Origin of the sequence: Bradyrhizobium sp. ma5, assembly GCF_042258955.1 — a bacterium.
Taxonomy (GTDB): Bacteria; Pseudomonadota; Alphaproteobacteria; order Rhizobiales; family Xanthobacteraceae; genus Bradyrhizobium.
Genome location: NZ_CP170156.1, coordinates 5,382,102 through 5,395,017, shown reverse-complemented (window position 1 = coordinate 5,395,017; position 12,916 = coordinate 5,382,102). Strand labels below are relative to the sequence as shown.

General features: G+C 65.5%; 11 protein-coding genes. All 11 read left to right on the top strand.

Annotated features, from left to right (window positions below):
- Positions 1-77: 77 nt before the first annotated feature.
- The 11 genes from ACE103_RS25220 to ACE103_RS25170 all read left to right on the top strand — a co-directional run bounded on the left by ACE103_RS25220 (position 78) and on the right by ACE103_RS25170 (position 12,913).
- Positions 78-914 carry a DUF2877 domain-containing protein gene (locus ACE103_RS25220; RefSeq protein WP_375775288.1) on the top strand — a complete coding sequence of 279 codons (837 nt, stop codon included), beginning with the start codon at positions 78-80 and terminating at the stop codon, positions 912-914.
- 204 nt (positions 915-1,118) lie between these two features.
- Positions 1,119-1,307 (top strand): hypothetical protein, encoded by a 189-nt coding sequence (locus ACE103_RS25215; RefSeq protein ID WP_050404632.1) that lies wholly within the window; start codon positions 1,119-1,121, stop codon positions 1,305-1,307.
- Positions 1,308-1,317: 10 nt separating this feature from the next.
- Complete coding sequence (locus tag ACE103_RS25210) at positions 1,318-2,568, top strand: DUF1116 domain-containing protein (protein WP_375775287.1); 1,251 nt, start codon at positions 1,318-1,320, stop codon at positions 2,566-2,568.
- On the top strand, positions 2,565-4,073 hold the full coding sequence (gene fdrA, locus ACE103_RS25205) for an acyl-CoA synthetase FdrA (protein WP_375775286.1): 1,509 nt from the start codon (positions 2,565-2,567) through the stop codon (positions 4,071-4,073). Before ACE103_RS25210 ends, fdrA (ACE103_RS25205) begins: the two co-directional genes overlap by 4 nt.
- A 4-nt stretch (positions 4,074-4,077) precedes the next feature.
- A complete protein-coding gene (gene arcC, locus ACE103_RS25200) occupies positions 4,078-5,037 on the top strand; it encodes a carbamate kinase (RefSeq protein ID WP_223966235.1) in 960 nt (319 codons plus the stop codon).
- A 162-nt stretch (positions 5,038-5,199) separates the two neighbouring features.
- On the top strand, positions 5,200-6,798 hold the full coding sequence (gene fdrA, locus ACE103_RS25195; protein ID WP_375775285.1) for an acyl-CoA synthetase FdrA: 1,599 nt from the start codon (positions 5,200-5,202) through the stop codon (positions 6,796-6,798).
- Entirely contained in the window at positions 6,798-8,243 is a 1,446-nt protein-coding gene (locus ACE103_RS25190) for a DUF1116 domain-containing protein (RefSeq protein ID WP_223966233.1), read from the top strand. Before fdrA (ACE103_RS25195) ends, ACE103_RS25190 begins: the two co-directional genes overlap by 1 nt.
- A 102-nt stretch (positions 8,244-8,345) precedes the next feature.
- Positions 8,346-9,332 (top strand): BMP family protein, encoded by a 987-nt coding sequence (locus ACE103_RS25185; protein WP_375775284.1) that lies wholly within the window; start codon positions 8,346-8,348, stop codon positions 9,330-9,332.
- A gap of 2 nt (positions 9,333-9,334) precedes the next feature.
- Positions 9,335-10,891, top strand: coding sequence for an ABC transporter ATP-binding protein (locus ACE103_RS25180; RefSeq protein ID WP_375775283.1), 1,557 nt, complete (start codon positions 9,335-9,337; stop codon positions 10,889-10,891).
- 13 nt (positions 10,892-10,904) lie between these two features.
- On the top strand, positions 10,905-11,993 hold the full coding sequence (locus ACE103_RS25175; protein WP_375775282.1) for an ABC transporter permease: 1,089 nt from the start codon (positions 10,905-10,907) through the stop codon (positions 11,991-11,993).
- Positions 11,990-12,913, top strand: coding sequence for an ABC transporter permease (locus ACE103_RS25170; protein ID WP_223966226.1), 924 nt, complete (start codon positions 11,990-11,992; stop codon positions 12,911-12,913). Before ACE103_RS25175 ends, ACE103_RS25170 begins: the two co-directional genes overlap by 4 nt.
- Positions 12,914-12,916 lie beyond the last annotated feature (3 nt).

Genomic DNA, 12,916 nt, shown 5'->3' with positions numbered 1-12,916 from the left:
GAAGGCAGCCAGGTCGCGTAAGCGCACCGGGCGAGCGGCGTCCCGAGCCCGCTGCGACGATCTGCGCCGATGTGGAAGTGGGGCTCCTTGCCGACAAGGCGCTTCGCGATCGCGCCGCGGGCCATGTCGTCGCCGTGTTCGAACGTTCGTTCTACGCCGTGATCGACGGGATCTGGATCTGCGTTGGGCGGATCGGGATCGGATCGGGTCCGTTGCACGTGGTCGGCGACTTCCGATGGCCGGGCCTTGTGGTCGGCGATCCCGTGCGGGTCGCGGACTCCATTCTGTGGATCGGAGCGACGCCGCTCGCGAATCTGGCCGCTCGGTCCGTCTGGGCGCCGCCCGCTGCACCACACTGGTCGATGAGCAGCGTCATGCGCGGCCTTGATGCCGTCGATGAGGTGTGGGGCGGTGAACTGACTTCGGAGGGCCTCGCCACGCTCGGGGCCGGACATGTTCCGAGCGACGCTTCTCCGCTTGTTCGAGCCGCCATGCCTGGTCTCGCTGCACTGGAGCTGATCCTTGCAGCCTCGGATGACGATTCGGATCGAGAGTCCGGGCTTGGCGGCCTGGTCGGTCTCGGGCCGGGGCTGACGCCGTCCGGCGACGATCTGATCGGCGGAGCGCTGATTGCGTTGGCTGCGCTCGGACGCATCGAAGCTCGCGACGCATTGTGGGACCATTGCCGCGTGCTGCTCGACGGCACCAACGACATCAGCCGAATCCATCTGCGCGCCGCGGCGCTGGGTTACGGCGCGGCGGCGCTGCACGCCGCCATCCATGCAACGATGAGCGGGGAGGCCGCCGAGTTTCGTCGCGCCCTCACGGCTCTGACGGCGATCGGACATACATCCGGACTGGATGCATTTGCCGGCAGTCTGATTGTCCTGCGCCACGCCCTTCGCGAACGGTGACGCCGTTGCAGACCGAATTTCCAGTTCTCCCAGACTGCTCCGAACGAAGTTCGGAGCACTTTTTTTAAGGCGGATTGCGCTTCGGCCGGTCCGCTGTTCGGGCGGCTACGGAAATTCGCATTCTCCGGGAATCCGGTCTTGACGAAGTAAGTGTTTTCTTATTTACTCAGGACAACGAAAACGAACTTGATTAGGGCGGAGACGATGACGGATCAGGATAGGCCGCAGTATCAGCAGTTGCTGGCGCGCAAGGTCGAAGTCGTGAATGTCGGGCTAGAGGGGTTCGTGAAGGACCTCCGCGACTGCGGCATCGACGTCGTTCACGTCGACTGGAAGCCGTCGGCGGGCGGCGATCCGCAGATGGCGGCCCTGCTCGCGAAGCTCGGTGTGTGAGGGCGCACCGATGAAACTGATCGAAGACGCAAACCAGCAGGCGCTCACCCGGATCCTCGAAGGGGAGCCGCGGCTGATCGACATCGTTCCCGCCCGCGAATTGATCCCGGACCTGCGCGAACGGATGATCCTCCACGCCGGACCGCCGATCTCCTGGGACAGGATGTGCGGCCCGATGCGCGGTGCGGTCGCCGGCGCCATCGTGTTCGAAGGGTGGGCGAAGGATCTGCCGACTGCGACCAAGCTCGCTGCCAATGGCGAGATCGAGTTTCACCCGAACCACCACTTCGGCGCGGTCGGCCCGATGACCGGCATGACCACGATGTCGATGCCGTTGTTCGTGGTCGAGAACGCGCGCTTCTCCAACCGCGCCTATTGCGCGATCAACGAGGGGCTCGGCAAGGTGATGCGCTTCGGCGGCAACGACGCCAGCGTGCTGAATCGTCTCGCCTGGCTGCGCGACGTGTTCGGGCCGACGCTCGGCAAGGCGATCCGTGCCGCCGGCGGCATCGACCTGAAATCGATCGTCGCGCGGGGCCTGTCAATGGGCGACGAGCTGCATCAGCGCAATCTGGCATGCTCGAGCGTCTTCCTTCGCGAGATCGCGCCCTGGATGGCGCGAAGCTCGACCGACAACGCCGTTCTCGCCGAATGCCTCGCATTCATCGGGCAGAACGATCAGTTCTTCCTCAACATCGCGATGGCGATGGGCAAGGCGATCACCGATCCCGCCAACGGCATCCGGGGCTCGACCATCGTCACCACCATGTGCCGCAACGGCACCGATTTCGGGATCCGCGTCAGCGGGCTCGGCGAGCAATGGTTCACCGCGCCGGTCGAAATGCCGGAAGGGCTGTATTTCGCCGGCTATTCCGAGAAGGACGCCAATCCGGACATGGGCGATTCCGCCATCGTCGAGACGATCGGTCTCGGCGGATTCGCGATGGCCGCGGCGCCGGCAGTCGCGGGCTTCGTCGGTGCCGGGGCGCCGTCCGAGGCCGGCAACTTCACACGCTCGATGGGCGAGATCACGGTTGCCCAGAATCCGGAATGGACCATCGCCGCGATGGACTTCGCGGGCGTGCCGACCGGCATCGATATCCGCCTCGTCGTCGATTCCGGCGTGGTGCCGGTCATCAACACGGGCATCGCGCATCGCGAGCCCGGCATCGGCCAGGTCGGTGCAGGCGTGGTCAAGGCGCCGTTGGCGTGCTTCCAGCAGGCGATCGTCGCGATCGCCAAGGATTTGGGTGTGTCATGAACGTCGTTGTCCTGAACGAGGTCCGCAAGGGATTCTATCTCGACTCGGTCGCGCTGATGCGGCTGTCGCGCGAGGTGGCCGGCTCGCCCGGCGTGATCGAGGCGGCGCTGATGATGGGAACGCCGTCGAACGCCGCGATCATGCGCAACGCGGGGCTGCTGGAGGAGGGCACTGCCGTGAAGGGCAATGACCTCGTGATCGCGGTCAAGGCCGAGTCCGAGTCCGCTGCCCGCGAAGCCCTCGACAATGCGATCAAGTCGCTCGACAAGCCGAAGACCCAGGGCGAAGCGCAGTCCGCCTGGCAGCCGCACTCGATCGCCGCGGCCGTGAAGGTCAGGCCGGAGATCAATCTTGCGCTGATCTCCGTGCCCGGCGAGTTCGCCGCCGCCGAGGCCCGCAAGGCGCTCAATCGCGGCCTGCATGTCCTGATGTTCAGCGACAACGTGTCCCTCGAGGACGAATTGTCGCTCAAGCAGCAGGCGCGGACGGCCGGCCTCCTGATGATGGGACCGGATTGCGGAACGGCCGTGATCGGCGGTGCGCCGCTGGCGTTCGCCAACAAGATCAGGCGCGGCAGGATCGGCATCATCGGGGCGTCCGGGACCGGCACGCAGGAGGTCTCGTGCCTGATCTCGGAAGCCGGCGCGGGAATCTCCCACGCCATCGGGGTCGGCGGGCGCGATCTGAAGAAGGATATCGGCGGCATCACCACGTTGATGGCAATCGATGCATTCGAGTCAGATCCGGAAACCGATCACGTGGTGCTGATCTCGAAGCCGCCGCATCCCGATGTCGCCAAATCCGTGCTTGAGCGGATCGGCAGAAGCAGGAAGTCGTACACGGTGTGCTTCATCGGTGCTTCGGAGATCGAGCTGCCGCCGAACGCCCGTTTCTCGCCGACGCTGAAGGGCGCCGCGGAGCTGGCCCTGGGAGACAAGAAGATCGGCGCAGGCTTCGACGCGAAAGGTGTCGCGTCACGGCTTCCGCGCAGCGGCCGAGGCGGGATCGAGGGCTTGTTCGCCGGCGGAACGCTGTGTGCCGAAGCTCAGGTGATCCTCGCTGCCGCAGGCCGGAAGGTGGCGTCGAACGCCGCAATCCCCGGCGTGGTCAAGCTCGGCGTGGAACCGAATGCCGGACGGGACCGGCTGATCGACCTCGGCGACGACGAATATACCCGTGGCCGGCCGCACCCGATGATCGACCCATCCGTGCGCGACGATGCGTTGCGTGCTGCGCTCAGGAATCGCGATCTTTCGGTGGTGCTGCTCGACCTCGTGCTCGGCTATGGCGCGCATGCCGATCCTGCCGAGCATCTGACGAAGATCGTCGCCGATCGCGGGCAGGATGCGCCGGCGTTGATCGCGTCGGTTGTCGGCACGGAGCAGGACCCGCAAGGGCGCTCCGCGCAGGTCAGGAAACTGGAGCAGGCCGGAATCCTCGTTGCGCCGTCGAACGCCCAGGCGTGCGAGCTAGCGGTTGCCATCGTCCAGAATGCCGGGAGGTAAGGAAATGCGTACACTCAATGACGTGCCGCGTCGCCTGGTGGTCGCGATCGGTGGCAATGCGGTTCACCCCGAGGATATCAGGGGCACCTCCCAGGAGCAGAAGTCGGTCGCGCAGATCACGGCGGAAGCGCTGCTGCCGCTTGCGCAACTCGACAATGAGCTGGTCATCACGCACGGCAACGGCCCGGTCGTCGGCAAGATCATGATGCGCCAGATGCTGACGATGAACCGAATCCCGCCAATGGACCTGGACATCTGCGTCGCGCACAGCCAGGGCGGCATCGGCTATCTCCTGATGCAGGCGATCGAGAATGCCCTGCGCGAACAGGGCAACCAGCGACATGTGGCAAGCCTGCTGACCCAGGTAGAGGTGGACAAGGACGATCCCGCGTTCAAGAATCCGACCAAGTTCGTCGGACCGTTCTTTTCCGAGGACGAGGCGAAGAAGATCAGCGCCGAGCTCAATTGGGCGATGCGCGAGGATTCCGGGCGCGGCTGGCGTCATGTCGTGCCGTCGCCGAAGCCCAAGCATGTCTGCGACATCTCGCTGGTCGACGCGTTGGTCAAGCGCGGAACGATCGTCATTGCCGGAGGCGGCGGCGGCGTTCCCGTGGTTCGTGATGCGAAGGGCGTGCGCACCGGCGTGCCGGCGGTCATCGACAAGGATCTGACGTCCGCTCATATCGCGAATGTGCTTGGTATCGAAGAGTTGCTGATCCTGACCGCGGTCCCGCGTGTCGCGGTGAATTTCGGCAAGCCGAACAAGAAGGATCTGGATCAGGTCAGTCTCGAGGAGATCAAGGCCTACCACCGTGAGGGACATTTCCCTCCGGGAAGCATGGGACCCAAGGTCGATGCGGCGATCCGGTTTCTCGAGGGCGGCGGCAAGCGCGCGATCATCAGTCACCTCGATTGCGCCATGGCGGCGCTGCGGGGCGAGACCGGGACGCACGTCGTTCAATAGCCACCGGGATTGGCGCTTCGGCGGCACATCCGCCCGCGCCTCACCGAGTTGAAGCAGTTGAGGCGCGTCGGCGCCTCATTCTGATCAGGCAATCGGGCTGGCCGATGGCTCAAGCTCAAGACAAACAAAGCAGCCTGCGGGATTCAAGGGAACGACAAGGCAATGGCCATTCAATCCAGCATAAGGGCGAACCTGTACAAGGATTCCGTGTCGTTGATGCGGATTTCCCAGGTCACGGTCGCGCGGACCGGCGTGCAGCGGGTCACGCTGCTGATGGGAACGCGCAGCAACAAGGAGTTCCTGCAGCAGGCCGGGCTGATGAGCCCGGCGCTCGAGAGCGCCAAGCCGGGCGACATCATGATCGTCGTTGCGGACGATGCGCCCGACAAGGTCGCCGCCGCGGAGCGCGAGATCCACTCCCTGATCGCCGGTGAAGAGCCGAAGGGAGGATCGAGCGAAGCGACGGCGGAAGCGCCGCCGCGCTCGATCTCCGGCGGCGTCGCGATTGCCGATCATGCTGATCTCGCGTTGATCTCGGTGCCGGGTCCCTATGCCGCGGCGGAAGCCTTGAAGGCGCTGCGCCTGGGCCTGAATGTGCTGCTGTTCAGCGACAACGTGCCGATCGAACAGGAGGTGGCCATCAAGCGCGTTGCGGCGCAGAAGGGTCTGCTGGTGATGGGACCGGATTGCGGCACGGCCATCATCAACGGCGTGCCGCTTGGATTTGCCAACGTCGTCCGGCGCGGCGCGATCGGGCTCGTCGGCGCGTCCGGCACCGGCCTGCAGGAGGTGATGTGCCAGATCCATCGCCATGGCCAGGGCATCTCGCAGGCGATCGGCACCGGCAGCCACGACGTTTCAAGCGAAGTCGGCGGCATCACCATGCTGCAGGGCCTGGAACTGCTGGCCACCGACGCGCAGACCAAAGTCGTCGCCATCGTCTCAAAACCTCCTGCACCCGATGTGCAGAAGCGCGTAATCGAGCGCGCTCGTGCGATCGGGAAACCGATCGTAATCTGCTTCCTCGGCGGCGAGCCGGCAGCATCCGCCGGCAATGTTCACCGCACGTCGTCGCTCGAGGAGACGGCGCGGCAGGCCGTCGCGCTTGCGGGAGCACGCCAACCCGGCGGCGATGAACAGTCCATTGAAGCGTTGGCAACGCGGGTCTGTGCGTCGCTGGCGCCGTCGCAGCGCTACCTGCGCGGTCTCTACTCCGGTGGAACGTTCTGCTCGGAAGCCCAGACCATTTGGCGGGCGGCGGGGATTCGTGCCCGGTCGAACGCGCCGCTTGCCGCGGCAGACCGCTTGGCCGACGCGGCCGAGAGCCACGGGCACACGGCGATCGATCTCGGCAGTGACGAATTCACGGTGGGACGTCCGCATCCGATGATCGACTATGGCGTGCGGATCGAACGGCTGCTCAAGGAAGCGGACGATCCGACTGTTGCCTGCATCGTCCTGGACGTCGTGCTCGGATACGGCAGCCACCCCAATCCGGCCGAGATCCTGGCTCCGGCGATCCGCCGGGCGAAGGCCGCGGCGAGAGCGCAGGGGCGGGAGCTTCCCGTGGTCTGCTTCGTCTGCGGCACGGGTTCAGATCCGCAGCCCTACGAGACCCAGAAGGCCATGTTGGCGGACGCCGGCGCGGAGATTGTGGGCAGCAGCACCGGCGCAGCGCTTTCCGCGCAAGCCATCGCGAGCCGCATGGCAGTGGACGACAACGCCACAGCGCGTCGCGCGATGCAAGGTGGAGAACGATGATGAACGCAGCCTCTTCCGCGCTCCAGAACGAGACATCGGTGATCAGCCTCGGCGCCTCCGGCCTCGATCGCGGCGTCGAGAGCAGCGGTGCCCCGCTGGTGCGTCTGCTTTGGCAGCCGGTCGGCGACGGAAGCCCCGAGGTCGCCTGGAGCCTCGCGCAACTGGTCGGCGACGCCGGTGATGCGGACTGTCTGGGATCGCGGATCGATCGCGCCAATGCGGAAGTGCTCGAGCGCATCCTGACCGCGCAGCCGGTCTGGGTCGACGTGGCGGCGCACGCATCCGAGGTCTGGCCGGACATGGGCCGGACGCTGCTCCACGCCGGTCCGCCGATCGCCTGGAACGATATGTGTGGCCCGATGAAGGGGGCGGTCGTCGGCGCAATTCTCTACGAGAACTGGGCGACGACCCAGCAGGAGGCCGAACAACTCGTGGCGGCGGGCGGCATCCGCTTCGCACCGTGCCATGAATTCGGCGCGGTCGGACCGATGACCGGGATCATCTCGCCCTCGATGCCGCTGTTCGTGGTGGAGAACCAGACCACCGGCAATCGCGCCTATGCGCCGATGATGGAATCCGGCGGCGCCAAGACATTGCGGTTCGGGGCCTTCGCGCCCGAGGTGATCGAAGGCCTCAAGCTGATCGAGAATGTATTGGCCCCATGTCTGAAGGCCGCGGTCACCGGCATCGACGGCGGACTGCCGTTGAAACCTTTGATGTCGCAGTCGCTGCACATGGGCGACGACGTCCACAACCGCAACACGGCGGCAACCCTGCTGCTGTATCGCGCCGTCACGGAATCGCTGCTGAAATCCCCGATCTCGCGCGATCTGGTTCACGAGACGCTGCGGACGATCGGGGCGGACGACATGTTCTTCCTGAGCCTGTCGATGGCGGCGTGCAAGGCGACCATGGATGCCGCGCACGGCGTGCCGTTCAGCAGCATCGTCACGGCAATGGCGCGCAACGGCGTCAATGTCGGCATCAGGGTCAGCGGCCTGGACGGGCAATGGTTTGTCGGTCCGGCGGACATTCCTGTCGGCCTGTTCCTGCCCGGCTTCAGCGAGGCCGATGCCAATCCTGATATCGGCGACAGCGCGATCACCGAGACCGCAGGACTCGGCGCGTTCGCGATGGCCGCGGCTCCCGCGATGGTCCAGTTCGTCGGCGGCACGCCGCAGGACGCGCTGCGTTATTCGCGCGAGATGGCGCACGTCACGATCGGCCGCAATCCCGGCTTCACCTTGCCGATGCTCGACTTCATCGGAGCGCCTGTCGGCATCGACATCCGCAAGGTCGTGGACGAGAGCAGGCGGCCGGTCATCAACACCGCAACCGCGCACAAGGAGCCGGGCATGGGAATCATCGGCGCCGGCGTCGTGCAGGCGCCGATGAAGTGCTTCGTCGACGCCGTCGGCGCATTGGCGGCGACGGCCGGGAGATGACGTTGCTTCGAGTTTGAGAACGACGGCGCGGTCGCGCCGCCGATTGAAAAAAATGCCGCAACAAGCAATGCGGCGACACCGGGAACGAACAGGAGGAAACACATGAACGGTACCCGTCGTGCATTTCTGCAAACAGGCCTGCTCTCGGCAGCCTTCATCGGTTCATCAGGCCGGCTCTTCGCCGACGATGCGGCGAAGCCGCTTCGCATCGGCATTCTGATTCCGGGGTCGCGGGCCGACCATGGCTGGATGGAGTCGGCCTACAACGGCATGAAGGCGGCCGAGCAGCGCCACGGCAAGAATGTCGTGATCACGTCGATCGAGAACGTCAAGTTCGCCGACATGGAGCAGGCGCTCGTCACGCTCGCGACCAAGAACGACATGGTGATCGGCGCCGCGGGGCAGACCCAGGCATCGGTGCTCAAGGTCGCCAAGCGATTCCCGAAGGTGAAGTTCTCTATCGTCGGGCCGACCGGACAACCGACCGAGAACGTCGCGCAATACGACGTGCTGCAGGCGCAGATCGGCTTCATTGCCGGCGCGGTCGCCGCGATGATGTCGAAGAACGGTGCGGTGAGTTACGTCGGCGGCCTTGAAATTCCGGCCATCGTCAACACCGGAACGGAGTTCGCGAACGGCGCCAAGCACGTCAAGCCGGACACCAAGTGCTTCGTGACCTACACCGGCGACTTCGACGACGTCGCCAAGGCGAAGGAGGCGACCCTTGCCGCGATCGCGCAGGGCGCCGACGTCCACTACAACATCCTCAATCTCGGCGTGCGCGGAATGGAGCAGGCGGCACGCGAGAAGGGCACCAGGATGATCGGGAGCTATACCAACTACTGCTCCGACAACAACCCGCTTTACATTGCCTACACGGTCAGCGGCATCGGGTTCATGGTCGAATACGCCATCGACCAGGCCGTCGCCGGAACCTGGCACCCCGAATACAAGCAGTTCGGACTCGCCATGGGGCCGCGTTCGGCCGACCTCGAGATCTGCGCCGCGGCAACGCCGGAGATCCAGGCAAAGATCAAGGAGCTCAAGGACGACCTGCTGTCGAACAAGATCAAAGTCAAGGTGGGTTGACCGTGGCCCTTCTCGAACTGTCTGGCTTGACCAAGCGCTTCGGGGCTTTCACCGCGCTCGACGACATATCGCTGCTGATCGAGCGCGGCGAGGTGCATTGCCTGCTTGGCGAGAACGGTGCCGGCAAATCGACATTGTGCAACCTGGTGTTCGGGGTGCACCGGCCGGATGCCGGCACGATGACGCTGGGCGGCGAGCCGTTCGATCCGCGCGGTCCGGCGGAGGCGCTGCAGCGCGGCGTCGTGATGGTGCATCAGCATTTCAGTCTGGTGCCGAACATGAGCGTGGCCGAGAACCTGATGCTCGGCCGCGCCAGTGCGGTGCTGAAGCCGCAGGACATCATCGTGCGGATGGAGCAGCTCGCAGCGGAGTACGGGCTCGAGATCGACCCCGAAGCGCGGATCGATGAGCTTTCGGTCGGCGAGCGGCAGCGGGTCGAGATCATCAAATGTCTGCTCGGCGATCCGCAACTGCTCGTGCTCGACGAACCGACGGCGGTGCTGCAGCCGGACGAGATCGATGCGCTGCTGGCGATCTGCCGCCAGGTGGCGCTGCGCGGAAAGTCCGTGATCCTGGTGACGCACAAGCTCGGTGAAATCAGCCGTGTGGCCGATCGCACCACGGTGCTGCGGCAGGGCCGCATCATCGAGACCGTCGCGATGGAGGGCGCCGACATCCGATCGCTGGTGCGCTCAATGGTCGGCCGCGACGTCCAGTCGGCAGGCTCGGTGCTTGCTGCCGCGGTCGACATCGAAGGCAAGACGCCGGCGAAATCCAGTGTGGACGCGGCCGGTCCGGTGTCGCCGGGCGAGGCGGTGCTGCAGATCTCGGACCTCGTCTATCGCGACCCGCATGGCGTGCCGCGGCTCGACGGCCTGAGCCTCACGGTCGGCACCGGCGAGATCGTCGGGATCGCGGGCGTCGAAGGCAACGGCCAGACCGAGCTCGGACTGATCCTGGCCGGGCTCGCCGCGCCAAGCGCCGGCGCAATCGTGGTCGGCGGCACACCGGTCGGCGGCTGCACGCCGCAAGAGATCACCGATGCGGGTGTCGGCATCGTTCCCGAGGATCGCCATGCGGTGGCCTGCATCAAGGAATTGTCGGTGGCCGAGAACCTGTTTCTCGGCGCGATCGGAAAATACAGCCGCTTCGGCCTGCTCGACAAGTCGGCGCGGCGCAAGGCGGCGGAGGCCATGATGCGCGACTTCGACGTGCGGGCGAGCAGCCCTGATGTTTCGATGGCGAGCCTTTCCGGCGGCAATCAGCAGAAGGCGGTGCTGGCGCGCGAGCTCTCGCTCGATCCGCTGGTGTTCCTGCTCGCCGCGCAGCCGACGCGCGGCCTCGACGTCGGTGCGATCGAGGCGGTCTACAATCGGATCCGTGCCGCGCGCGATGACGGCCTCGGGGTGCTTCTGATCTCCAGCGAGCTCGAGGAGCTGATGGCGGTGTCGGATCGGATTGCGGTGATCTACCGCGGAAAGCTAGTTGGCGAGCTCGCGGCCGGGTCGTTCAGCCGCGAGGCGATCGGGGCGATGATGTCGGGGCATGCGCATGACTAGGTTGGCCATGGTTATGAAAAATCCGAAGCTCACGCGGGTCGCAAAGGGCGCAAGACTCGAGCTCGTACCGTTGCAGGTTCTGGTTCCGGTGATATCGACCATCATCGCGCTCGGGATCGGCCTGCTCATCATCGCCGCCACCGGTGCATCCGTCCTCGAGGCCATCGAGGCGTTCTGGGACGGCATGGCAGGAAGCGATTTCAACATCGGTGCCTCGATCAATCGCGCCATCAGCCTCGCGCTGGTCGGCCTCGGCTTCATCTTCGCCAGCCGTGCCAACCTGACCAATGTGGGCGGCGAGGGGCAGATCGCGATGGGCGGCATGTTCGCGACGGCAGCGGCCCTGCATGGCGCCGGCAATCTGCCGCTGGGACTGGCGTTCATCGTGCCGCTCGCGGTCGGGACCATCGCCGGAGCTGTCTGGGGCGGCCTGGCCGGCTTCCTCAAGGCTGCGCGCGGCACCAACGAGGTCATCAGCACCTTGCTGTTGAGCTTCATTGCGCTGCCGCTGGTGTACTGGTCCGTCGAGTCCTTTCATCTGCTGCGGAAGCCGATCAGCGATGTGTCGTCGTTGCCGGAATCGGCGGAGATTCCTGACTCGACCAAGTTGCCGCTGCTGTTCCCGGACAATGGATCGCCGCTCAATATCGGCTTGCTGATCGCGGCGATCGCGGTCGTCGTGGTGTGGCTGGTGCTTAAGCACAGCACGCTCGGCCTACGGCTGCGCGCTGTCGGCCTGAATGCCACGGCCTCCCGTCGTGCCGGCATGCGGACGAGCTTCTACGTGATCCTGGCCATGACGGTCTCTGGCGGCCTCGGCGGTCTCGGCGGCGCGATCATGATCCTTGGCCAGCAATTCTATCTGACGAGCGATTTCTCGTCCGGTTACGGATTTGACGGCCTGGTGGTCGGCCTGCTGTCGCGCGGCTCAGCGGTCGGCGTGGTGATCGGGGCGCTGCTGTTCGGATTCCTGCGATCGGGATCCATCAACATGGAAATCTCGGCGCACGTCCCGTCCGCCGTCGTTCTGATCTGCCAGGGCCTGATCGTCATTGTCATTGCGGGCTCCGCGATCCTCACCAACCGAAAGGTGACCCGATGATTGACGAACAAATGGCCGTGTTCATCGGTTCAGGACTTCGCCTTGCGGTTCCGATCATCTTCGCCGCAACCGGCGAGATGCTGAGCGAGCGCGCCGGCGTGCTCAATCTCAGCCTCGATGGCATGATGCTGATGTCGGCCTTCACGGCGGCGCTGGCATCGTGGGCGACCGGCTCGCCGCTTCTCGGCGTGGCGGCCGGCGTCCTGGTCGCGATGGCGGTTGCCGCAGTCCAGGCCGTGCTGAGCGTGACACTGCGCGCCAATCAATTGGTGGTGGGGATCGGGTTCAACATCCTCGCGCTGGGTACGACGACGTTCCTCTACCGCGAGATCTTCGGGCCGCTGTCGCGCGATCCGATTCCCGGCTTCGCGCAGCTCAATCTGCCGTGGCTCGCCAGCATTCCGGTGATCGGGCCGGCGTTGGCGAACCAGACCGGCCTTGCCTATGTCAGCATCCTGATGGTCGTCGTGACGTGGTTGATCCTGAAGTACACGTCGTTCGGGCTCGCGGTGCGGGCGGTCGGCGAGGATCCGCGCGCCGCGGACAAGGCCGGCATCAGCGTGGCGAAGACGCGCTATCTCGGCGTGCTCTACGCCGGCATCCTGGCGGGCCTCGGCGGCGCGTTCATGTCGGTTGCGGACAGCAATACGTTCACCGAGAACATGACCAAGGGCGCCGGCTATCTCGCGATCACGGCGGTGATCTTCGGCGGCTGGAATCCCTGGTACACGCTGGCGGCCTGCCTGCTGTTCGGCTTTGCGACAGCGCTGCAATTCCTGGTGCCGGCGTTGCAGCTCGATGTGCCGGTCGCGCTGCTGTTGCTGCTGCCATATCTGCTGGCACTGGTCGCTATCGCGGGCTTCGTCGGAAAGAGCAGGCAGCCGTCGGCCCTGACCATTCCGTTCGAACGTGGCGGCTGATCG

Excerpts from the sequence above, each read along its gene's own strand:
- ACE103_RS25185 (WP_375775284.1), top strand. The coding sequence starts at position 8,346 with ATGAACGGTACCCGTCGTGCATTTCTGCAAACAGGCCTGCTCTCGGCA.
- ACE103_RS25210 (WP_375775287.1), top strand. The coding sequence starts at position 1,318 with ATGAAACTGATCGAAGACGCAAACCAGCAGGCGCTCACCCGGATCCTC.
- ACE103_RS25215 (WP_050404632.1), top strand. The coding sequence starts at position 1,119 with ATGACGGATCAGGATAGGCCGCAGTATCAGCAGTTGCTGGCGCGCAAG.
- fdrA (WP_375775286.1), top strand. The coding sequence starts at position 2,565 with ATGAACGTCGTTGTCCTGAACGAGGTCCGCAAGGGATTCTATCTCGAC.
- fdrA (WP_375775285.1), top strand. The coding sequence starts at position 5,200 with ATGGCCATTCAATCCAGCATAAGGGCGAACCTGTACAAGGATTCCGTG.
- ACE103_RS25175 (WP_375775282.1), top strand. The coding sequence starts at position 10,905 with ATGAAAAATCCGAAGCTCACGCGGGTCGCAAAGGGCGCAAGACTCGAG.
- ACE103_RS25190 (WP_223966233.1), top strand. The coding sequence starts at position 6,798 with ATGAACGCAGCCTCTTCCGCGCTCCAGAACGAGACATCGGTGATCAGC.
- arcC (WP_223966235.1), top strand. The coding sequence starts at position 4,078 with ATGCGTACACTCAATGACGTGCCGCGTCGCCTGGTGGTCGCGATCGGT.
- ACE103_RS25170 (WP_223966226.1), top strand. The coding sequence starts at position 11,990 with ATGATTGACGAACAAATGGCCGTGTTCATCGGTTCAGGACTTCGCCTT.